Origin of the sequence: Cedecea neteri (genome assembly GCF_000758305.1) — a bacterium.
In the GTDB taxonomy this organism is placed as follows: domain Bacteria; phylum Pseudomonadota; class Gammaproteobacteria; order Enterobacterales; family Enterobacteriaceae; genus Cedecea; species Cedecea neteri_C.
On the sequence record NZ_CP009458.1, the window covers coordinates 746,806 to 768,185 of the forward strand.

General features: G+C 55.8%; 20 protein-coding genes. 8 read left to right on the forward strand and 12 right to left on the reverse strand.

Annotated features, from left to right (window positions below; genetic code table 11):
• The first annotated feature begins 22 nt into the window (after positions 1-22).
• The 8 genes from tsgA to cysG all read left to right on the forward strand — a co-directional run bounded on the left by tsgA (position 23) and on the right by cysG (position 10,486).
• A complete protein-coding gene (tsgA, locus tag LH23_RS03585) occupies positions 23-1,207 on the forward strand; it encodes an MFS transporter TsgA (RefSeq protein WP_039288369.1) in 1,185 nt (394 codons plus the stop codon).
• A gap of 175 nt (positions 1,208-1,382) precedes the next feature.
• Entirely contained in the window at positions 1,383-2,000 is a 618-nt protein-coding gene (locus LH23_RS03590; RefSeq protein WP_039288372.1) for a glutathione S-transferase family protein, read from the forward strand.
• 24 nt (positions 2,001-2,024) lie between these two features.
• A complete protein-coding gene (locus LH23_RS03595; RefSeq protein WP_039288375.1) occupies positions 2,025-4,091 on the forward strand; it encodes a pyridoxamine 5'-phosphate oxidase family protein in 2,067 nt (688 codons plus the stop codon).
• A gap of 71 nt (positions 4,092-4,162) precedes the next feature.
• Entirely contained in the window at positions 4,163-5,053 is an 891-nt protein-coding gene (locus LH23_RS03600) for a LysR family transcriptional regulator (protein ID WP_039288378.1), read from the forward strand.
• A gap of 176 nt (positions 5,054-5,229) precedes the next feature.
• Entirely contained in the window at positions 5,230-7,779 is a 2,550-nt protein-coding gene (gene nirB / locus LH23_RS03605) for a nitrite reductase large subunit NirB (RefSeq protein WP_039288381.1), read from the forward strand.
• On the forward strand, positions 7,776-8,102 hold the full coding sequence (gene nirD / locus LH23_RS03610; RefSeq protein WP_039288385.1) for a nitrite reductase small subunit NirD: 327 nt from the start codon (positions 7,776-7,778) through the stop codon (positions 8,100-8,102). Before nirB ends, nirD begins: the two co-directional genes overlap by 4 nt.
• Positions 8,103-8,292: 190 nt before the next feature.
• A complete protein-coding gene (gene nirC / locus LH23_RS03615) occupies positions 8,293-9,099 on the forward strand; it encodes a nitrite transporter NirC (RefSeq protein WP_039288388.1) in 807 nt (268 codons plus the stop codon).
• Between the two features lie 13 nt (positions 9,100-9,112).
• A complete protein-coding gene (gene cysG, locus LH23_RS03620) occupies positions 9,113-10,486 on the forward strand; it encodes a siroheme synthase CysG (RefSeq protein ID WP_039288390.1) in 1,374 nt (457 codons plus the stop codon).
• 28 nt (positions 10,487-10,514) lie between these two features.
• Here the strand turns inward: cysG and LH23_RS03625 are convergent, their stop codons facing one another.
• The 12 genes from LH23_RS03625 to dam form a co-directional block, all read right to left on the reverse strand.
• Complete coding sequence (locus LH23_RS03625) at positions 10,515-11,606, reverse strand: PLP-dependent transferase (RefSeq protein WP_039288393.1); 1,092 nt, start codon at positions 11,604-11,606, stop codon at positions 10,515-10,517.
• Positions 11,607-11,615: 9 nt separating this feature from the next.
• Positions 11,616-12,920, reverse strand: coding sequence for a YhfT family protein (locus tag LH23_RS03630; RefSeq protein WP_039288396.1), 1,305 nt, complete (start codon positions 12,918-12,920; stop codon positions 11,616-11,618).
• A 10-nt stretch (positions 12,921-12,930) separates the two neighbouring features.
• Positions 12,931-13,284 carry a DUF2620 domain-containing protein gene (locus LH23_RS03635; RefSeq protein WP_038478118.1) on the reverse strand — a complete coding sequence of 118 codons (354 nt, stop codon included), beginning with the start codon at positions 13,282-13,284 and terminating at the stop codon, positions 12,931-12,933.
• 9 nt (positions 13,285-13,293) lie between these two features.
• A complete protein-coding gene (locus tag LH23_RS03640) occupies positions 13,294-14,184 on the reverse strand; it encodes a phosphotriesterase-related protein (protein ID WP_039288399.1) in 891 nt (296 codons plus the stop codon).
• Complete coding sequence (locus LH23_RS03645; RefSeq protein ID WP_039288402.1) at positions 14,171-15,415, reverse strand: phosphopentomutase; 1,245 nt, start codon at positions 15,413-15,415, stop codon at positions 14,171-14,173. The genes LH23_RS03640 and LH23_RS03645 overlap by 14 nt, the downstream gene beginning before the upstream one ends.
• A complete protein-coding gene (locus LH23_RS03650) occupies positions 15,408-16,580 on the reverse strand; it encodes a YhfX family PLP-dependent enzyme (protein WP_039288405.1) in 1,173 nt (390 codons plus the stop codon). Before LH23_RS03650 ends, LH23_RS03645 begins: the two co-directional genes overlap by 8 nt.
• Before the next feature lie 88 nt (positions 16,581-16,668).
• Positions 16,669-17,025: a hypothetical protein gene (locus tag LH23_RS03655; protein WP_039288408.1), complete on the reverse strand. Its 357-nt coding sequence runs from the start codon at positions 17,023-17,025 to the stop codon at positions 16,669-16,671.
• Between the two features lie 14 nt (positions 17,026-17,039).
• The gene (gene yhfZ, locus LH23_RS03660) at positions 17,040-17,945 is read right to left on the reverse strand and encodes a GntR family transcriptional regulator YhfZ (RefSeq protein ID WP_039288412.1); all 906 of its coding nucleotides are present in this window, start codon (positions 17,943-17,945) and stop codon (positions 17,040-17,042) included.
• 136 nt (positions 17,946-18,081) lie between these two features.
• The gene (trpS, locus tag LH23_RS03665; protein ID WP_039288414.1) at positions 18,082-19,086 is read right to left on the reverse strand and encodes a tryptophan--tRNA ligase; all 1,005 of its coding nucleotides are present in this window, start codon (positions 19,084-19,086) and stop codon (positions 18,082-18,084) included.
• Positions 19,079-19,792 carry a phosphoglycolate phosphatase gene (locus LH23_RS03670; protein ID WP_039288417.1) on the reverse strand — a complete coding sequence of 238 codons (714 nt, stop codon included), beginning with the start codon at positions 19,790-19,792 and terminating at the stop codon, positions 19,079-19,081. Before LH23_RS03670 ends, trpS begins: the two co-directional genes overlap by 8 nt.
• Positions 19,785-20,462 carry a ribulose-phosphate 3-epimerase gene (gene rpe, locus LH23_RS03675; RefSeq protein ID WP_039288419.1) on the reverse strand — a complete coding sequence of 226 codons (678 nt, stop codon included), beginning with the start codon at positions 20,460-20,462 and terminating at the stop codon, positions 19,785-19,787. Before rpe ends, LH23_RS03670 begins: the two co-directional genes overlap by 8 nt.
• Before the next feature lie 46 nt (positions 20,463-20,508).
• Positions 20,509-21,333, reverse strand: a complete 825-nt coding sequence (gene dam, locus LH23_RS03680) for an adenine-specific DNA-methyltransferase (protein ID WP_039288422.1) — start codon at positions 21,331-21,333, stop codon at positions 20,509-20,511.
• Positions 21,334-21,380: the final 47 nt, after the last annotated feature.

A 21,380-nucleotide genomic window follows, 5' to 3' on the forward strand; every position in this document is an offset into this window, starting at 1 on the left:
CATTTCCTTGCACAGGCTCGTTATGACTAACAGCAACCGAACCAAGCTCTTATGGATTAGCTTCTTCTCCTACGCCCTGACCGGGGCGTTGGTGATCGTCACCGGGATGGTGATGGGAAACATCGCAGAGTACTTTAATCTGCCGGTGTCCAGCATGAGTAATACCTTTACGTTCCTTAATGCCGGTATTTTAATCTCTATCTTCCTGAACGCCTGGCTGATGGAAATCGTGCCGCTGAAAACCCAGCTGCGATTTGGTTTCCTGCTGATGGTGCTGGCCGTCGCTGGCCTGATCTTCGGTCATAACCTCGCGATCTTCTCCGCTTCCATGTTCGTTCTGGGGCTGGTGAGCGGGATAACCATGTCGATTGGTACCTTCCTGATCACCCACATGTATGAAGGGCGTCAGCGCGGTTCCCGCCTGCTGTTTACCGACTCCTTCTTCAGCATGGCCGGGATGATTTTCCCGATGGTCGCCGCTATTCTGCTGGCTCGGAGCATTAACTGGTACTGGGTCTACGTGTGTATCGGCCTGGTTTATGTTGCTATCTTCCTGCTGACCCTGGGCTGTGAGTTCCCGGCGCTGGGCAAACATGCGAAGAAAGACGACCAGCCTGTCACCAAAGAAAAATGGGGCGTTGGCGTGCTGTTCCTGTCCATCGCGGCGCTGTGCTACATCCTCGGCCAGTTGGGCTTTATCTCCTGGGTACCGGAATACGCCAAAGGCCTGGGCATGAGCATCAACGATGCCGGCAAGCTGGTGAGTGACTTCTGGATGTCTTACATGTTCGGCATGTGGGCGTTCAGCTTCATCCTGCGTTTCTTCGACCTGCAGCGCATTCTGACCGTGCTCGCTGGCGCAGCCACCGTGCTGATGTACCTGTTTAACCACGGTGACCCGGCTCATCTGGCCTGGTTTATTCTGTCGCTTGGTTTCTTCTCCAGCGCCATTTACACCACCATCATCACCCTGGGCTCTCAGCAGACCAAAGTGTCTTCGCCTAAGCTGGTTAACTTCGTTCTGACCTGTGGCACCGTGGGCACCATGCTGACCTTCATCGTCACCGGTCCAATTGTCGCGCACAGCGGCCCTCTGGCTGCGCTGCACACCGCCAATGGCCTGTACGCTGTCGTCTTCGTCATGTGCCTGCTGCTTGGTTTCGTCACCAAACACCGTCGTCATGGCGCAGAGGCTGCTGCGCACTAATCGCCCTGAGATTTGCCCTCTCCCAGCCGGGAGGGGGTTCCTTCACTCTCCCGCTATTATTACGATTTTCGCAATAATGAATTGCCGATAAGGCTTATTCCTGCCCATTGTTGCCTGTGGCAACCTGTTTGCATCGTTCGGGGCCCTTCCCGTTCAGCCAATCAGGAACCGATTTATGAAACTCTATGACTTCCCTCTGTCAGGCCATGCCCACCGCGCTCGTCTGTTTCTTTCCCTGCTCGGCCTGCCCCATGAGCTTGTTGAGCTGGACCTGAAGGCCGGCGCCCATAAGCAGCCGGAATATCTTGCGCTGAACCCGTTTGGGCAGGTCCCTCTGCTGGACGATGAAGGCACGCTGATCCCTGACTCCAACGCCATTCTTGTCTATCTGGCGAAAAAAAGTGGCCAAAGTGCCTGGCTGCCGGAAGACCCACAGGGCGCGGCAGCCGTTCAACGCTGGCTTTCCGTCGCCGCCGGAGACCTCGCCTTTGGTCCTGCCGCAGCCCGCCTGGTCACGGTTTTCGGTGCCAAATTTAACCCCGACGAGGTGATTGCGCGTGCTCACATCTTCCTGGGACGCCTTGAGCAGCATCTCGCCAATCGGGAATGGCTGGTCGGCGATCATCCAACCATCGCTGATGTCGCCATTTACAGCTATACCTCCAGCGCACCTGAGGGGAATGTAGATCTCTCCGGTTATCCAGCCGTTATGGCTTTCCTGCGCCGTATTGAAGCACTACCTGGGTTTGTACCTTTCGTCAAAACGGCCGCAGGCCTTAACGCCGTCGCCTAGCCTCACGCTTTCGGGGAGAAAAAAATGAGCGAGAAGATGACGAAAAAGTCGGTCTGGCATGAAGGTGAAATATTCCTGCAGGATAAGGCTGGCGTAACCGAACGCATGGCTGAAGTGGGCCAGCGAGTGATACGCGATTACATGCCTGAACAGCATCGTGACTTCTACGCTCAGTTGCCTTTTATCGTCATCGGCAGCATCGCCCCGAATGGCGAAGCGTGGGCAACATTTCTGGAAGGTGAGCCTGGTTTTGTCTTATCTCCGACCTCAACCCACCTGACGATTGCAGCGTCGGTGCCAGGTGAAGATCCGGCCAGAGAAGGAATGGTGCCCAACGCATCTATTGGCCTGCTGGGAATCGAGCTTCATACCCGACGGCGTAACCGGATGAACGGCACGCTGCAGCAGACGGAGGGCGGCCTTCAGGTTGAAGTCGACCAAAGCTTCGGTAACTGCCCGCGCTATATTCAACTCCGTGAATTCACTTTTACCCGTGCGCCCGGTAGTCATGCAGGTGGTACGGTAGAGACGCTCCCGGGGCTGGACGCTGAAGCAAGCGCAATGATTCAGGCAGCGGATGCCTTTTTTGTCGCCTCCTGGGCCGAAAGAGACGGTAAACAGCAGGCAGATGTTTCCCACCGTGGCGGCAAACCGGGCTTCATCCGGGTTAGCAACGACGGCACGCTGACCATTCCTGACTTCAACGGCAATCTCTTTTTTGCCACGCTAGGTAATATTCTGCTTAACGGCCAGGCTGGTCTGCTTTTCGTGGACTTTATCAGCGGCGACATGCTGCAAATGACCGGCGAAGCAAAAGTCATTCTGGACTCACCGGAAATCGCCGCCTTCCAGGGCGCAGAACGGCTATGGACGTTTAAAGCCCACCGGGTTGTACGCCGCCGCAACGCGCTGGCATTGCGCTGGAAGTCTGAGGCTAAAGGGCATTCCCCTCATTCACTGATGACCGGCAGTTGGCAGGAAGCTGCGAGCAAGATAAAAGCCACAGAGCTGGCAACACGCTGGCGACCATTTTGCGTGGTAAACATTGTCGATGAGAGCCGCTCGATCCGCTCCTTCTATCTTCAGCCGGATGATGGCGCGGGTCTGCTACCCCATCTCGCCGGACAGCACTTGCCCATTCGCGTGAAACTTCACGGCGCAGAAGCCCCGGCAATCCGTACTTACACGCTTTCATCGGCTCCGTCCGACGGCTTTTATCGCATTAGCGTCAAGCGGGAAGGAAGCGTCTCCAGCCACCTGCACAACGGCGTTTCCATTGGCGATATTATTGACGTTCGTGCTCCGGCAGGTGGTTTCATCCTTGATGCGCATGCGCCACGCCCTGCCGTATTGCTGGCCGGCGGCGTGGGCATTACCCCGATGCTCGCCATGCTGCGGCACATTGTCTATGAAGGGTTACGCAAACAACGTATCCGACAAACATTTTTGTTCCAGGCAGCAAGACAGGTGGAAGATTTGCCTTTTACTCAGGAGATTGGCGAGCTGGTCGCGGCAGCCAAAGGTGCCGTGCAAGTGATTCGCGTCCTCAGTCAGCCTGGAAGTGCTCAACCTGGTGTGGACTATGATGTTCATGGCCATATCGATATGCCTTTGCTGACCAGTCGTCTGCCGTTTAACGACTACGATTTCTACCTTTGCGGTCCGGCGACGTTCACCCAATCTCTCTACGACGGACTGCGGAAATACAACATCGGCGATGACAGAATCCATGCTGAAGCCTTTGGCCCCTCAGCGCTGGTTCGCACCACAGACAGCCAAACGTCAAAACCTGGCGCCCTACAGCCTTCCACCAGCCCCGTACCGATTGCTTTTATGCGTTCGCTAAAAGAAGCTCGCTGGTTGCCGGATTCAGGTTCGCTTTTAGAGCTGGCCGAAGCCAGGGGATTAACCCCGGAATTCAGCTGTCGGGAAGGCCACTGCGGAACCTGTCGGACTAAACTCCTCAAAGGCTCAGTCACCTACCCGAAAATCCCGTCCGCAAGCATGGCAAATGATGAGGTACTGATTTGCTGCGCAGTTCCGGCACAGCTGCCCGCAGGTGAAGAAAACCGCATTCAGCTTGAGTTATAACGCCGCGATTGCGTCATACCCGGCGAATAGCGAATACTGAAGCCCCCTTTTCGTCAGGCATGAGGTTGACCATGGATCGTTGGCAGGCGATGAAAATTTTCGTCAAAGTCGCAGAAACCGAGAGTTTTGCCGCAGCAGCGCGCCAGCTCCATATCAGTGCCCCGGTGGTCACCCGCGCGATTGCCGCGCTGGAAGAGGTCATCGGAACCCGGCTATTTATTCGCACCACACGCACAGTGAAGCTGACCGAGCCTGGCCTGCAATACCTCAACGACTGCCGCACGATTCTCACCAGCATAGAGGAAGCCGAGGCTGCAGCGGCAGGCTCCTATGCCACGCCGTCCGGGATCCTGTCGGTCACCGCCTCTGTTCTGTTCGGCCAGAAATTCGTCCTGCCTGTCATCACTGATTACCTTGATGCATGGCCAACCATGCGCGCCAGGTCGTTGTTCGTTGATCGCCAGGTGAACATCATAGAAGAAGGCATTGACGTTGCCGTACGTATTGGGCACCTGCCCGACTCCGGACTGACGGCAACCAAAGTCGGTACCGTTCGCCGGGTTGTATGTGCTTCGCCGGGCTACCTGGAAAAATACGGCACGCCGATAACACCTGCGGATCTTAAAAACCATCGTATTGCCTCTTCGGCCAGCGCCTGGGCCTCACCGGAATGGCGCTTTGCGGGTGAGCAACGCGTCATGATCAATGCCGCGCTCCAGTGCAACAACAACGAGTCATCAATTGCCACCGCAAAAGCGGGGTGGGGATTGACGCGAGTCCTGGATTATCAGATAGCGTCGGCCCTGCGCGACGGCACACTGCAAATCGTACTAAGCGATTACGAGCTTGAGCCACTCCCCATACATGTGGTGCATACCGAAGGCCGCCACGTTTCTGCAAAAGTACGCACTTTTGTTGATCTGATTGTTGCCCGGCTCCGCGCGAACCCTTTGCTGAACTGAATATCCCCTCATCTCTGCCCTGGCGAAAAACCAGTCAATTCCATAACTTACAAAAATACATCAAAATCAATGATATACCTCTTAATGGGTATATAAAGGCGCATTTGATTTGCATCAATAATCACCACGGCTGAATCGTTAAGGTAGGCGATAATAGAAAAGAAATTGAGGCAATTATGAGCAAAGTCAGAATCGCAGTGATCGGTAATGGCATGGTGGGCCATCGCTTTATCGAAGACTTACTTGATAAAGCCCCGCCGGACCAGTTCGACATCACCGTATTTTGTGAAGAGCCGCGTAAAGCCTACGATCGCGTGCACCTTTCTTCTTATTTCTCCCATCATACCGCTGAAGAACTCTCCCTGGTCCGCGACGGCTACTACGAAAAACATGGCGTAAAAGTCCTGATTGGCGAACGCGCCATCACCATCAACCGCCAGGAAAAAGTGATCCACTCCAATACCGGCCGCACCGTTTATTACGACAAACTGGTGATGGCGACGGGTTCTTACCCATGGATCCCACCGATTAAAGGCTCTGAAACCCAGGACTGCTTCGTTTACCGCACCATCGAAGACCTTAACGCCATTGAATCTTGCGCCCGCCGCAGCAAACGCGGTGCCGTCGTCGGCGGCGGCCTGCTGGGGCTGGAAGCGGCCGGGGCGCTGAAAAACCTCGGCGTGGAAACCCACGTTATCGAATTCGCGCCAATGCTGATGGCCGAGCAGCTTGACCGCATGGGCGGCGAGCAGCTGCGCAGCAAAATCGAGCGTATGGGCGTGCGTGTCCATACCGGCAAAAATACCCAGGAAATCGTCCAGCAGGGCACCGAAGCTCGCAAAACAATGCGTTTTGCCGACGGCAGCGAGCTGGAAGTGGATTTCATCGTTTTCTCCACCGGTATTCGTCCTCAAGACAAGCTGGCCACACAATGTGGGCTCGAAACAGCCCAGCGTGGTGGGATAACCATCAACGACAAGTGCCAGACTTCCGATCCGGATATTTATGCCATCGGAGAGTGCGCCAGTTGGAATAACCGCGTCTTCGGGCTCGTTGCGCCGGGTTATAAAATGGCTCAGGTCACAGCAGACCACCTGCTCGGGAGCGAAAACGCCTTTGAAGGCGCGGACATGAGCGCCAAGCTGAAACTGCTCGGCGTTGACGTCGGCGGTATTGGCGATGCTCACGCTCGCACGCCAAACGCCCGCAGCTATGTTTACCTCGATGAAAGCAAAGAGGTTTACAAACGTCTGGTGGTCAGCGAAGACAACAAAACCCTGCTCGGCGCAGTGCTGGTGGGCGACACCAGCGACTACGGTAACCTGCTGCAGCTGGTGTTGAACGCGATTGAGCTGCCGGAGAACCCGGATTCGCTGATCCTGCCAGCACACGCCAGCAGCGGCAAACCTTCAATTGGCGTCGATAAACTGCCGGAAAGCGCGCAAATCTGCTCCTGCTTTGACGTCACCAAAGGCGACCTGATCAAAGCCATCAATAAAGGTTGTCATACCGTCGCGGCGCTGAAAGCCGAAACCAAAGCCGGGACCGGCTGCGGCGGCTGTATTCCACTGGTAACTCAGGTGCTGAACGCCGAGCTGGCCAAAGCCGGTATCGAAGTGAACAACAACCTGTGCGAACACTTCGCCTTCTCGCGCCAGGAGCTGTACCACCTGATCCGCGTGGAAGGAATCAAATCCTTCGACCAGCTACTGCAAAAATACGGCAAGGGTTACGGCTGCGAAGTGTGTAAACCTACCGTGGGTTCGCTGCTGGCTTCCTGCTGGAATGACTATGTGCTGCAGCCGGAGCTAACGCCGCTGCAGGACACCAACGATAACTTCCTCGGCAACATCCAGAAAGACGGCACCTACTCGGTGATCCCGCGCTCAGCAGGCGGCGAAATCACGCCTGAAGGGCTGATGGAAGTGGGCCGTATCGCCCGCGAATACAACCTGTATACCAAAATCACCGGCTCCCAGCGCATCGGCCTGTTCGGCGCACAAAAGGACGATCTGCCGGAAATCTGGCGTCAGCTGATTGAAGCCGGGTTCGAAACCGGCCACGCCTATGCCAAAGCGTTGCGTATGGCGAAAACCTGCGTCGGCAGCACCTGGTGCCGCTACGGCGTGGGCGACAGCGTAGGGTTCGGTGTCGAGCTGGAAAACCGCTACAAGGGCATCCGTACCCCGCACAAAATGAAATTTGGCGTCTCTGGCTGTACCCGCGAATGTGCGGAAGCGCAGGGCAAAGACGTGGGCATTATCGCCACGGAGAAAGGTTGGAACCTGTATGTATGTGGTAACGGCGGCATGAAACCGCGCCACGCGGACCTGCTGGCGGCAGATCTCGACCACGATACCATCATCAAGTATCTCGACCGCTTCATGATGTTCTACATCCGCACCGCCGATAAACTCACCCGTACTTCCGTGTGGCTGGAGAACCTGGAAGGCGGCATTGATTATCTGCGTAGCGTGATTGTCGACGACAAGCTCGGCTTGAACGATCAGCTTGAAGCAGAGCTCAACCGCCTGCGCGAGAAAGTAATCTGTGAGTGGACAGAAACAGTGAATACGCCGCAGGCGCAGGTTCGCTTCAAACACTTTATCAACAGCCCGCAGCGCGATCCGAATGTGCAGACAGTTAGCGAGCGCGATCAACACCGTCCGGCCACGCCGTATGAGCGTATTCCGGTCACTCTGGTAGAAGTGGAGGAACACGCATGAGCCAGTGGACAACCGTTTGTCAGCTAGACGATATCCTGCCAGCAACCGGCGTTTGCGCCCTGGTCGGTTCGGCACAGGTGGCTATTTTCCGCCCACGTAAAGACGAGCAGGTTTACGCCATCAGCAATATCGACCCGTTCTTTGAAGCCAGCGTGCTTTCCCGCGGGCTGATTGCGGAACATCAGGCCGAGCTGTGGGTTGCCAGCCCGCTGAAAAAGCAGCACTTCCGCCTGCGCGACGGCCTGTGCATGGAAGATGAAAGCCGCTCCGTGCCGCACTATGAAGCTCGCGTGCAGGACGGGCTGGTGCAGATAAAAGCGTAATCCATAAAACAACCCTCACCCTGCCCTCTCCCTGAGGGAGAGGGTACCGACAGTATTCCTCCCTCGGGAGCGAGGGAACCGATCGAGCAACAATAGCGGCGACGGATGCCCCCCTCTCCCTTTGGGAGAGGGCCGGGGTGAGGGTAATTCATTCTAATTTTTATTTTTTAACTTCATTGGGATAGCAAAAATGTTCACCGATACCATCAATAAGTGTGCAGCGAATGCCGCGCGCATTAATCGTCTCTCACAGACAAACCCTCTGGGCTTCTGGGTGAGTTCCGCCATGGCGGGCGCCTACGTTGGCCTTGGCATCATCCTGATTTTCACCCTTGGTAATTTACTCGATCCGGCCATTCGTCCGCTGGTGATGGGTGCGACCTTCGGCATCGCCCTGACGCTGGTGATTATCGCCGGTTCCGAACTGTTCACCGGTCACACCATGTTCCTGACCTTCGGCGTGAAAGCGGGCACCATCTCTCACGGCCAAATGTGGGCGATTCTGCCGCAGACCTGGCTTGGCAATCTGGTAGGTTCAGTGTTTGTTGCGCTGTTGTATAGCTGGGGCGGAGGTAGCCTGCTGCCGGTAGATACCAGCATTGTGCACACCGTCGCGCTGGCAAAAACCACCGCGCCAGCGATGGTGCTGTTCTTTAAAGGGGCGCTGTGTAACTGGCTGGTTTGCCTGGCAATCTGGATGGCGATTCGTACCGAAGGGGCAGCGAAGTTCCTGGCAATCTGGTGGTGCCTGCTGGCATTTATCGCCTCCGGCTACGAGCACTCCATCGCCAACATGACGCTCTTTGCCCTCTCCTGGTTTGGTCACCACAGCGAGGCTTACACGCTGTCTGGCATCGGCCATAACCTGCTGTGGGTCACGCTGGGGAACACCCTTTCCGGCGTGGTATTCATGGGTCTGGGTTATTGGTATGCTACGCCGAAAGCCGAACGCCCGCAGCCTGCCGCCGCAGGCGCAGCGGAAACCGCCCGTAATTAATTGAGGATTGACCGTGGATCACCTGCCGATATTTTGTCAGTTACGTGGCCGCGCCTGCCTGCTGGTAGGCGGTGGCGATGTCGCTGAACGCAAAGCGCGTTTGTTGCTGGAGGCAGGTGCGCGCATCACCGTTAACGCCCTCGAATTCAGCCCGCAGTTTAAAGTGTGGGCTGAGCAAAATATGCTGACGCTGGCCGAAGGGGCGTTCTCTGAAACGCTGCTGGACGAAAGCTGGCTGGCGATTGCCGCTACCGACGATGATGAGGTGAATCAGCAGGTTAGCGATGCCGCTGAATCCCGCCGAATTTTCTGCAACGTGGTGGATGCGCCGAAACAGGCGAGTTTCATTATGCCGTCGATTATCGACCGTTCCCCACTGATGGTCGCGGTCTCTTCCGGCGGTACGTCCCCTGTTCTGGCCCGACTGCTGCGCGAAAAACTGGAAGCCAGCCTGCCACTGCATCTGGGTAAAATCGCCGCTTTTGCAGGTACTCTGCGTGGTCGTGTAAAACAAACTTTTGCCACCATGGGCGAGCGTCGCCGTTTCTGGGAAAAATTCTTTACTAACGATCGTCTGGCGCAGTATCTGGCCAACGAAGACCTGCTTGCCGTTGAAAAAGAGACGGAATCACTGTTCTCCACCCCACTCGATCACCGTGGCGAAGTAGTGCTGGTTGGCGCTGGCCCCGGCGATGCAGGCTTGCTGACGCTGAAAGGCTTGCAACAAATTCAACAGGCTGACGTTGTGGTTTACGACCGCCTGGTGTCAGACGACATCATGAATCTGGTCCGTCGCGATGCCGACCGCGTGTTTGTCGGCAAGCGTGCGGGCTACCACTGCGTGCCGCAGGAAGAGATTAACCAAATCCTGCTGCGGGAGGCGCAAAAAGGCAAACGCGTGGTTCGCCTGAAAGGCGGCGATCCGTTTATCTTCGGGCGCGGCGGTGAAGAACTGGAAACCCTGTGCAACGGCGGAATTCCGTTCTCTGTCGTCCCTGGGATCACCGCAGCGTCCGGCTGTTCCGCCTACTCAGGTATTCCACTTACTCACCGGGATTACGCGCAAAGCGTGCGCCTGGTCACCGGCCATTTGAAAACCGGCGGTGAACTCGACTGGGCGAACCTGGCAGCAGAGAAACAAACGCTGGTGTTCTACATGGGTCTGAACCAGGCCTCGGCCATTCAGCAACAGCTGATCGCCCACGGCATGGAAGAGAGCATGCCGGTGGCGCTGGTGGAAAACGGCACGGCAGTGAATCAGCGCGTCGTGGACGGCACGCTGAACCAATTAGGCGAGCTGGCCACCCAGGTCGGCAGCCCAGCGCTGATTATCGTGGGCCGTGTGGTGGGTCTTCGCGACAGGCTAAACTGGTTCTCAAACCATTAAATACCAAGGGAGGCATAAGGCCTCCCTTTTACTTTTCTGCCTCTGCACAGCTATCCCGCAAAATTCTTAATACGGTTTCTGCGCCACTGCGGTTAGGGTTGATGCGGATCATCCGCTTTTCGAGGCCAGGCTCGGCCTGCCTGAACGTCCCGGAAAGCCGATAAAAAAGCGGCGGGATCTCATACTTAGATTCTGCGCCTACCGGATAAGGCAATGCGCCCAGCTTTTGTGCGGCGGCCAGCACCTTTTCGGCAATCGGCCGATGAAACTCCACCAGCAGCACCTTCGACTGCGCATTGGCAATAAATGCATTTTTAACCTGAGGCACAGCGCCCTGAGACAATAGCTCAACCAGCGTATCGTTCACCTGTGCCTGAACGGCATGCATCACCGGGGCGAAGACCAAACCGCGCAGCACCTCCATAGCCTGAAAGCCCTGGACCTGGCTGCCGCCGGAGTACATGCTCTGGCGCACCGCCTGAACGGCCGATTTGTCGCCGACCACAACGCCGACGCCCACCGGGCCAAACAGTTTAAAGCAGGAGAAAGTCGACAACGTGGCCCCACACTCGCAGCCGATTTTGTCGACCTTCATCACCGCATAGTTATCGTCGGCCAGCGACGGCAAAGCGTGGCGATTAAAGCAGGCCACCACCTCAGCCAATGAATAGGCATCATCCAATGTCTGCCGGGTGTGCTGAATCAAAGCCGCGACGGGTCGATGAGCCGCAATAGCGGCTTCCACGTCATTTAACTTATTGAAATCGGCCCGAATCAGCGCCAGCCCCATCTGTTCGGCGATAACCGCCGTGGTCGGATACAGAGGAGCCTGATGAATCAGCAGCTTATCGCCAGCGTTTAGCAATGCCATCAGTCCGCTACGAATCGCCCCGGTTCCGGCCCCCTGCACCAGCGCAGCGGCTGGCGCAGAAAAGAAATCAGCCAGTACGGCCTCAACTCTCTGCGTAGTGTTTGGCTGATTCAGACCGGGTACCAGGCCGACATCCCCCAGGCTCAAAAAATCAGCGCCTGGAAAATGCCGGCAGATAATATCCACCAGGGCGAACTGCTTCTGCTGGGCCTGAGCCAGGCTCAGGCTTTGCAATGGCCAGCTTTCCACACAACCCCCTTAGGCCGGGATAAACAGGCCGCAGAAGAACAGAATATTCAGCACAATGCCGGTTATCATCACCGCCACAACCGGCGCGGCCATTTTCTGCACCGGGCGACCCAGTGATTCGTTCAGGAAGTACAGCGCCGTCGCAATGGTGAAGCCGGTATAGCCCGCCATCTTGATGGCGGCAAAGATAGAGCCAATCAGCAGCGCCATCTCCATCAGCATGTTCATCGCGTTACGAATGTTATCCGAGGCGTTGCGTACCGAAGGATAACGGCCCAGCCATTTCCCAATGGAGCGCAGCAACAGGACTTCGGCAGAAATCACCAGCGCGCCGACCACAAAAGCGATGAGCGGATTAGCAATCAGGTAGCCCACGGCAAAGACAAAGGTGAACCCGGCCACAGCGTAAACACCGGTCGCCAGCGCCGTCGTGGCAATCATCGGCACAAAGCCCAGGCCACGCATAAACTCGGCCAGCGCGGCCTGATCAATCAGGCTTTGAGACTGCGTCGGATCCAGTCCAACCTTGTAAGCTTTCTCCAGCGTAAAGATGGACACCTCACTGCCTGCAAACAGCTTCATGCTGGCAACGGCGGCGATCAGCCCGCCAACGATGGCAATATACGGCAAATTCTTGATAATCCGGGACGTCCGCTCTTCAAACACCGACTGCCCGTGAGCATCGTGTTCATGTTCACCGCGGGAGCGCAGATCCTGAAAAATCGCAATCGCCAGCAGCATAATCATGCCCACGAAGATTTCGATGGATTCCGGGTTAAGCTGCGGGAAGAAACGCACCACCAGCACGCGGGTCAGCAGTACAACCACCGCCGCGAACAGGCTGTTCTTCCAGCCAAACTGGTAGAAAATCGCGACCAGCGGGAACAGCGCAAAGGCAGAGACCACCGGAGAGCTCAGCTCACCCAACGAGCCGAGAACATCTACCGGCAGCGCGGTCAACAGGTGGTTCACCGGCACCAGGCAAGTAAGAATCAAAATCCCCCAGACGGCACCCAGTCCAAACGCCAGCACGCTGTTGGCCGCCAGCACGCCGAGGATGTCGGTCGGCAGGAACAGCAGCCAGCTGTTGAGCAGCCCGGTTTTCAGGGTGAAGGAGATCCCAACGGAAGCCACAAAGCCGATACTCAGACCGAAAGCGATACTCCCCGCCTCGCGGCGGTTCATATTGCCTTCAATAAGCTGCGGCAGAATCGGTCGAATCCCGTCGTGGAACACCGCCGCGGAGCGGTGCGCCAGTAAAGCCGTCATCCCGGTCAGCAAGGCAACAACAACAAGGTGAAGGTAGAATTCCATACGGATGCCTTTATTTTAAATGGTTAACGAGCAGTGGGATGGCGTGCTCGATATGCTCAACGGAAAGGCCAAACGCCACTTTGCCTTCTGAGACCAGGCGGGCGATTTGCTCTTCTTTCGCTTTAATACCGGGCTTGGCGATGGTGCAACTGCGGTTGTAGCCAATCACCGCGATGGCGATAGACAATGCCGCACCCGCCCCGGTATTACAGGCCCCAATGTAGTAATCAAGCTGGCCGGATTTCACCTTCAGCGCGGCGTCCATGTCGTTATAGATAAACACTTCGAAGCTGCCCGGTGCGGCGGTTTCGATGGTCTGTTTGATGAGTTCGCGCTGTAGGCCAGCGACACCGATCTTTTTCATGGGAAATCCTTACTTATAAAAGACAGAGGGGTTGTCACGTAACATCAAATCGACGTCTGACTGGCTGAAACCGGCCTCCAGCAGCATCGGCACAAACGTGGTAAGCAAATAGTCAAAACCAGGCCCGCCGTTCGCTTTCAAATGGGAGCGACGAGTAATGTCCATCGACAGCATGACGTGGTCGAGTAGCCCGCGATCTTTGAGCGCGCTCAGCATCGCAATGCGTTTTTCGTCCGGGTAATAGCTGTTTTTGCCGATGGTATCGAACTGGACGTAGGCGCCCTGATCGATCATCCGCAGGATGTTGTCCAGATTGTCTTTCAGATCGCAGTGCCCGACGGTGACGCGGGAAAGATCCACGCACCATGACTTCAGCAACGCGAGCTGTTCAAGGCCCATGGTGCTGAATGACGTGTGGGTAGAGATCGGCCTGCCGGTTTCATGATGGGCGATGGCTGCAGCCTGGAAAACTCGCTTCTCTACCGGGGTGATAACGTCCACGCTGGAGCCAATTTCCGCGATGATCCCGGCTTTTAATGCCGTGCCGTCGATACCGATTTCAATTTCATCGATCATCTCCTGCGCCAGCACTTTCACTGGCGTGGTGGCTACATGCGGCGGGAAGAAATCGTGCTGGTAATAACCGGTGCAGGCCATCACGTTCATCCCGGTATCACGGATGATATCCAGCAGGAACTGTGGGTTACGCCCCATGTAGCGGTTGGTCATTTCAATGATATTGCGCACGCCCTGCGCGTAGAGTGACTTCATCTCACCGCAAATCAGCTCGTACTGATCCAGTCGGCAATCGATGTTGTCCTTGAAGCTGGAAAGATCGATATGAAGATGCTCGTGGGCATAGGTATAGCCCGATGGATCGATATGCTTATGCCCCGTCATGGTTCACTCCACCTGTTGAAGAGATATTCAGCAGCGGCAGGAACGACGTTCCGTTCTGCGGCGCGGCTGCCCTAAAAAAGTCACAAACTGTGGCGCCCACATCTGAAAGCGTAGCGCGTGCGCCCAGATAAGTGCCTGTTATACCGGGTTGCCAAACCAGCAACGGCACGTTTTCACGGGTGTGCTTACTGTGGCCAATCGTCGGGTCGTTCCCGTGATCCGCCATCACAACAAGGCAATCCCCGACCTGCATATCGGCCATCAGCAGAGCCAGGTTTTTGTCTACCAGCTCAAGCCGCTCGGCGTAGCGCACAACGTCTTCTGCGTGTCCCGCCAGATCGGTTTCCTGAATATTGGTGCAAATAAAGGCGCTGCCAGGTTTATTCAGCTCATCCCGAGTGATATCGAGAATGTGCTGTGAGTCGACCAGATTCTGGTAGCTGGTTCCGTGTGGGTTAATGGCAATATCCGCCACTTTGCCTACCAGCACGGTTTTAACGCCGACATTATGCAGCTGCTGCGGAGCCTGAACGCTGGCATCCACGCCGTAACCCATATGCACCACCTGGAACCCACTTTTGTATACCCCGGAACGCGGGGCGTTAATGCCGACATAAAGCCCCTGTTTCTCTTCCGCGGCGTTAATCAGCTGCTCGCTGCTCTCAAGCAAGCCACCAAACGCAATGACCCGACCCACTTTGACGCAGCGGCGCACGACTTCGCCAATGGCACGTACTTGCTCAAACGATATGGCGCTGAGGTTGGCACTGATGTTAAACACCTGCCCGAGATCGGCCTCAAGATTATCGCCCACGGCGACGGCCTGATTTACCCACAGAAACTGCAGTTCAGCGCCTTTGCGTTCAACCTGCCAACCTGCAGCGCTTAGTTCACGTTCAACGTCGTCGATCACTGCAGAAAACGGCATACGGAGTGGCGTTTGTGGCCGAGTACCCAAAATTTCCTGATGCCCCATAAAGGTGTCACCGCCCTCATGCTGCAGCGCCGCAGTGCCATACACGGCATCGGCGTTCGGCTTCATCACATTGGCCGTAAAGCCCAGCGCATTAATCAGGCCCAGCTTCTCAAGCATGGGTAAACGCAGGTCGGGAAAATGCTGCAGGATATGTCCGCAGGTGTTCGCGCCGATGTCCTGCGGCCTGACCTCCGGCACATCATCCATCGCGCCTACGCCAAAGCTGTCTATCACCAACACCAGAAACTTACTCATGTTGACCTCCCGGAATAGGATGCCCAAGGCTGTCGTACAGCGCTTCAAGTACCGGGTTCCCGCTTTGGATGCCGGACACCAGCGCCACATCGCTGCGGGTGACAAAAATCTGCGTGCGGAAGCACATCACCACCGGGCTGCCAACGGGATAGCTGCCTTCCAGCGCCAGGTGATAGTCAATGCTGGTGTTGTCTGGCGGCAGCAATCGTGCCTGCTCGAGCTGTGTATCACTGCTGAACACCAGCGCATTCTGCGCATGGCCACGACGATAATATCCGCCGCCGAAGCAATAGCTTTTGCCCTGAAACTGGTGGGAAACTTCCGTCAGATAGAGCATCGCAATCGCCTCCGGCTGGTCACCATGCTGGTTCGCCGGAATGGTCCCGGTCAGCGCGTGGCCCGGTTCGGCATGAGTGACCCCGTGCTCCGCCAGAATAGAAAAAGTACTGCAGCTTGAGGCCGACGGCGCGTTGATTTGCTCGATCTCAATCCCCTGTTCGTGCAGCAGGTCCCGCGCCTTCAGCAGCGTCATCAAATTGCGGGTGGGCTGTGTCTGTTGCTGCTCTTCGTTCCAGAGCAGGCAGGGAAAATGCGTCAGCCCGGCAAGCCGAATGCCCGGCATAGCGCGAATGGCACCTACCACATCATCCAATTCACCCAGCGGGAAACCGGCTTCCTGACCCGGGTAAAGTCGGTCGTACTCGGCGAACACTTTCAGCATCACAGCCTGAACGCGCCCGCTCGCCAGCGCGGCATCAGAAACTTCACGGGCTTTTTCCAGCGAAAAAAGAGTGATGATTTCCGTCTCACTGTTCACATTTTCTTCAACCAGGGCCGCCGGCACCTGCACCAGATGGCCCACATGCGAAACGGGCACATTGGCTTCACGCAGCGTGCGGGCTTCTTTAAAATCAACGGCCACGGCGCCTTTAAAGCCCAGCTCAATCAGCTTGTTGGCAAGCCACGGGTTACGCCCGATTTGCTTGGTCATAAAGTAGAGCGTGATGCCGTGCTTCTGCGCGGCCGCGAGCAGCTTCCGGCCGTTCTCCAGAACCTGATCGACATCGATGATCCAGGTATCGGGAAGTACTGCGCCCTGCCGCCAAAGCGTTCTGGCGGCATCAATCAACACCGGGTTCTGTGCCTTGAGTGCCTCAATAAACATGCCTTGCCTCGCGACCTGAGAAATAAACCTCTTAAATAATCATTTTTTTGAATATTTAAGTTGAGAAAAAACGCTGCCGATAAATCCGTTAGCTCTTATGAATCAGCCACAGGCTGAACAGGTTAGCCAGCAGATACCCTTCTTCGTTCGGGTGCAACTGCACGTTGAACGGCGACAGTAATGCGTGGTGGGCCTGCTCCACTTCGCCAAAGACGCTGTCGCTTTTAATCTCCGCCAACAGTTCGGCATCCAACGGGTTCACCTCTTCCCCACGACGGCTACGCATCAGTGCGTTAGCCATGTGGGTGATCGCCATTGCCCCCTGGTCGTTCTGCAGCGGGATAGCCCAGTGGCTCTCGAGCAGCGTCACAACCACTTTCATGCCATCACAAATATCCCGGTCGATGACGCCTGCTTCACACAGCAGATTGAGCCGGTCTTCCATACTGATTACCTCTGTCAATAGCTTGGTTCCTGTTCACCGCTCAGCACGCTTTGCTGATGAGCCAGCAGGGCATTCTTATCCACCACCGTTCGCAGCAATTGCTGAATGGGGATATCTTCGCTGCGCGTCAGCACCACCGCTTCCGATGCCGTCAGGAAGCATTTGTCCCCGTTTAACGGGAGGGCGGTCAACCCCAGGGCCGTTAAATCGGCCTCGTTGCTAACGTTCCAAATCACTGCATCCACGCTGCCCTTCGCGATTCTGTGCAGGCACTCGTGGTAGGACACGTCGAGCAATTCCACATCCTGCCCGGCGAAATAAACATCCGTCATGATGCGCTGATCCGCCGAACGGGGATCAATCCCAATGCGGCGAATACTCTCCTGCTGCCCGGCGCGGCAAATCAGTTTGTGCTCGCCCACGTAGGTGTGCGGCCCCAGCGCCAGTGCGATAAAAAGATCCGGGTTGCTAAGGTAGCTGTCCGCAGCCAGCCTGGACACGACGGCCAGGTCATAAACGCCATTCAGCAAACATTCCACGCGAACATCCGACCCACGCATGTGGGCATAGTAAAACGGGATCCCGTCAAACTGCGCCTTCAAACCGCTGGCCAGCCCTTCATAAAGCCGGGTGTACGGCAGCGGCATAGCACACACTACATTGCCGATATCCGCGAACGCCAATAGGGCTTTGTTATCCATGCTCAGCAAGTAGCTACCGTTGCGGCCACGGCGTTCAACACTCACCGCTCCAGCCTTCTCCAGCGTCTTCAAAGCGGCCTGCGTCAGGCCAACGGAAAAGCCGCACTCGCCTGCCAATTCATCTATGGTTTTCAGTCTGTTACCACATTTCTCACCCAGTAAATAACGGGCCAGACTGGATTGGGCAACGCCCTCTTTTTTAATAAAGCTGCGGCTCATCAGTTATCTTCAATTTATTGAATGAATATATCTTCATAAAATTGAATATAGATGGCAAAGGGGAAAATGACAAAAGGAGAATGCAGTCACAAAAAAGAAATAACCCGCCAGGCGGCGGGTTATTCATAGGGAAAGATTATGGGTGAGCGACGAAACCGATCGCTTCATACACCTTTTTCAGCGTCTCACCGGCACGAGCACGGGCTTTTTCTGAACCTTCTTTCATTACCTGCTGCAGGAAAGCTTCGTCGTTACGGTAACGGTGGTAGCGCTCCTGAAGCTCGGTCAGCATACCGGACACGGCTTCCGCCACTTCGCCCTTCAGATGACCATACATTTTGCCTTCAAAGCTGGCTTCCAGCTCAGGAATCGCTTTGCCGGTGACGCCGGAAAGAATGTCCAGCAGGTTAGAAACACCCGCTTTCTCTTTCACGTCGTAGCGAACGACAGGCGGCTCTTCGGAATCGGTCACCGCGCGCTTGATCTTCTTCACTACGGATTTCGGGTCTTCCAGCAGGCCGATGACGTTATTGCGGTTATCGTCCGACTTAGACATCTTCTTGGTCGGCTCTAGCAGGGACATCACGCGGGCACCGGACTTAGGAATAAACGGCTCCGGCACTTTGAAGATGTCACCGTACAGCGCGTTGAAGCGGCTGGCCACGTCGCGGCTCAGCTCCAGATGCTGCTTCTGGTCTTCACCCACCGGGACCTGATTGGTCTGGTACAGCAGAATGTCTGCGGCCATCAGCACCGGGTAGTCAAACAGACCTGCGTTGATGTTTTCTTCATAGCGGGCAGATTTGTCCTTGAACTGAGTCATGCGGCTCAGCTCACCGAAATAGGTGTAGCAGTTCAGCACCCAGCCCAGTTGCGCGTGTTCCGGCACGTGGGACTGAACGAAGATGGTGCTTTTTTTCGGGTCAATGCCGCAGGCCAGATACAGCGCCAGAGTGTCCAGCGTAGCTTTGCGCAGCGCGGTTGGGTCCTGGCGAACGGTGATCGCATGCTGGTCAACGATGCAGTAAATGCAGTGGTAATCATCCTGCATGTTTACCCACTGACGCAGCGCACCCATGTAGTTACCGATAGTTAATTCGCCAGACGGCTGGGCGCCGCTAAATACGATGGGCTTACTCATGTTCTGCTTCCTGATTTGCTAAAGGTGGTAGCCCGAAAGCGGGCAATAAGTCTTCGAAACGATCGAACACAACGTCCGGGTTACTCAACCCAATCGCTTCGCCATAGTTATAGCCCCAGGTCAGGCCGACGCTTGGGCAGCCGGCCGCCTGTGCAGCCTGAATGTCATTGCGGGAATCACCGACAAAAAGCAGCTCATCAGCCGCTAGCCCCAGCGCTTCCATGACTTTGTACAACGCTTCCGGGTGCGGCTTTTTCTCTTTCACATCGTCACCGCCGATGATGGTCTGGAAATAATGGGCGATGCCCAGATCTTCCAGCAGCGGCGTAACAAAAGGCGTAGGTTTGTTGGTAACCACGGCGAGCGGCAAGCCTTTCTCTTTCAGAGCAGCAAGCGTTGCGGCTACGCCCGGGAACAAGAAGCTCCCCTCTTCAACCGTTTCCGCATAGTAGCGATCGAACAGTTTGCGCGCCATATTCAGCTGCGCGAGGTCGGGCTCTTTATCCTTCAGCGACCACTTAAGCGCCCGCTGCATCATGATATCTGCGCCGTTACCAATCCAGGTGACAACGCGATCTTCACCTGCCACTGGCAGTTCAAGCGCATAAAGCGCCAGATCAACGGCCTGGCTGAGGCCAAGCGCCGTGTCGATGAGCGTGCCGTCGAGATCGAAAGCAATACCCCGAATTTTTTGAAACTTATCCATGACTTACCTTAGCCAGTTCAGAACGCATGCGATCAACAACCGCTTTATAATCAGGCTGGCCGAAAATCGCGGAACCCGCGACGAACATATCCGCGCCCGCTGCGGCGATTTCCGCAATGTTGTCGGCTTTTACGCCACCGTCTACTTCAAGGCGAATATCATAGCCGGATGCATCAATGCGCTCGCGAACCTGGCGCAGTTTTTCAAGCGTGTGTGGAATAAACGACTGGCCACCAAACCCAGGGTTGACGGACATCAGCAAAATCACATCCAGTTTGTCCATGACGTGATCCAGCCAGGAAAGCGAGGTCGCCGGGTTCAGTACCAAACCTGCTTTACAGCCGTGCTCTTTGATCAGCTGCAGAGAGCGATCGACATGTTCAGAGGCTTCAGGATGGAAAGTAATAATGCTGGCACCGGCAGCGGCGAAATCAGGAATGATGCGGTCAACCGGTTTCACCATCAGATGAACGTCGATAGGCGCCGTAATGCCGTAATCGCGCAGTGCCTTGAGCACCATCGGCCCCATCGTCAGGTTGGGGACGTAGTGGTTGTCCATGACGTCAAAATGGACGACGTCACCACCTGCGGCAAGCGCTTTAGCCGTATCCTCGCCCAGGCGGGCGAAGTCGGCAGAGAGGATTGAGGGGGCAATCAAATACTGTTTCATCCGCTTCTCCAGGAGTCATTCATCTTTCGGCGGCGGGCGAAACGGCTCAGGCAACCTTTACTTTATAAAGGGCCAGAAGTTCGTCCACCTTGTTACGTTTACCACCGTTTCGGCTGATGCTGCGGCGAACCTGCAGCTTATGGAAATCGGTGGCGTTCTGATACCACTGGCGAGTCAGCTCGGTGTCATGATTCGAAATCAGCACCGGAATACTCTGCTCCCGCAGCCTTTCAGCCAGTTCGGCCAGATGCTGCTGCTGCACCATGCTGAAGCTGTCCGTGTGATAAGCGGTAAAGTTGGCGGTGGCGGAAAGCGGCGCATAGGGCGGATCGCAATACACTACGGAACCCGCGGCAACGTTTACCATGCTGACATCATAAGACTGGCAGACAAAAGTGGCATTTTTAGCCCGTTCGGCAAAGTTGTACAGCTCCTCTTCCGGGAAGTAAGGTTTGCTGTAGCGGCCAAACGGCACGTTAAATTCACCGCGCAGATTATAACGGCACAGGCCGTTGTAACAATGACGGTTGAGGTACAAAAACAACACCGCGCGCCGGAACTTGTCGGTGCACTGGTTAAACTCGGTCCGGCAGGCGTAATAAATCGCTTCTTCGTTTTGCGCTTTGGTAAAGAGCAAACGAGACTCCCGCACGTATTCATCCGCGCGATTTTTGACAATGTCGTAGAGGTTAATCAGGTCGCTATTGATATCGGCGAGGATGTAGCGCGAATAGTCGGTATTAAGAAATACCGACCCGGCGCCAACAAAAGGCTCAATCAGACAGTCGCCTTCCGGCAGATGCTTTTTTATGTCGTCCAGCAGGGGGAATTTCCCCCCTGCCCATTTCAGAAAAGCGCGATTTTTTTTCATGCTGTCTTACTATTTACACCTTATCCAGCTGTGGAAAGGCTCCGACA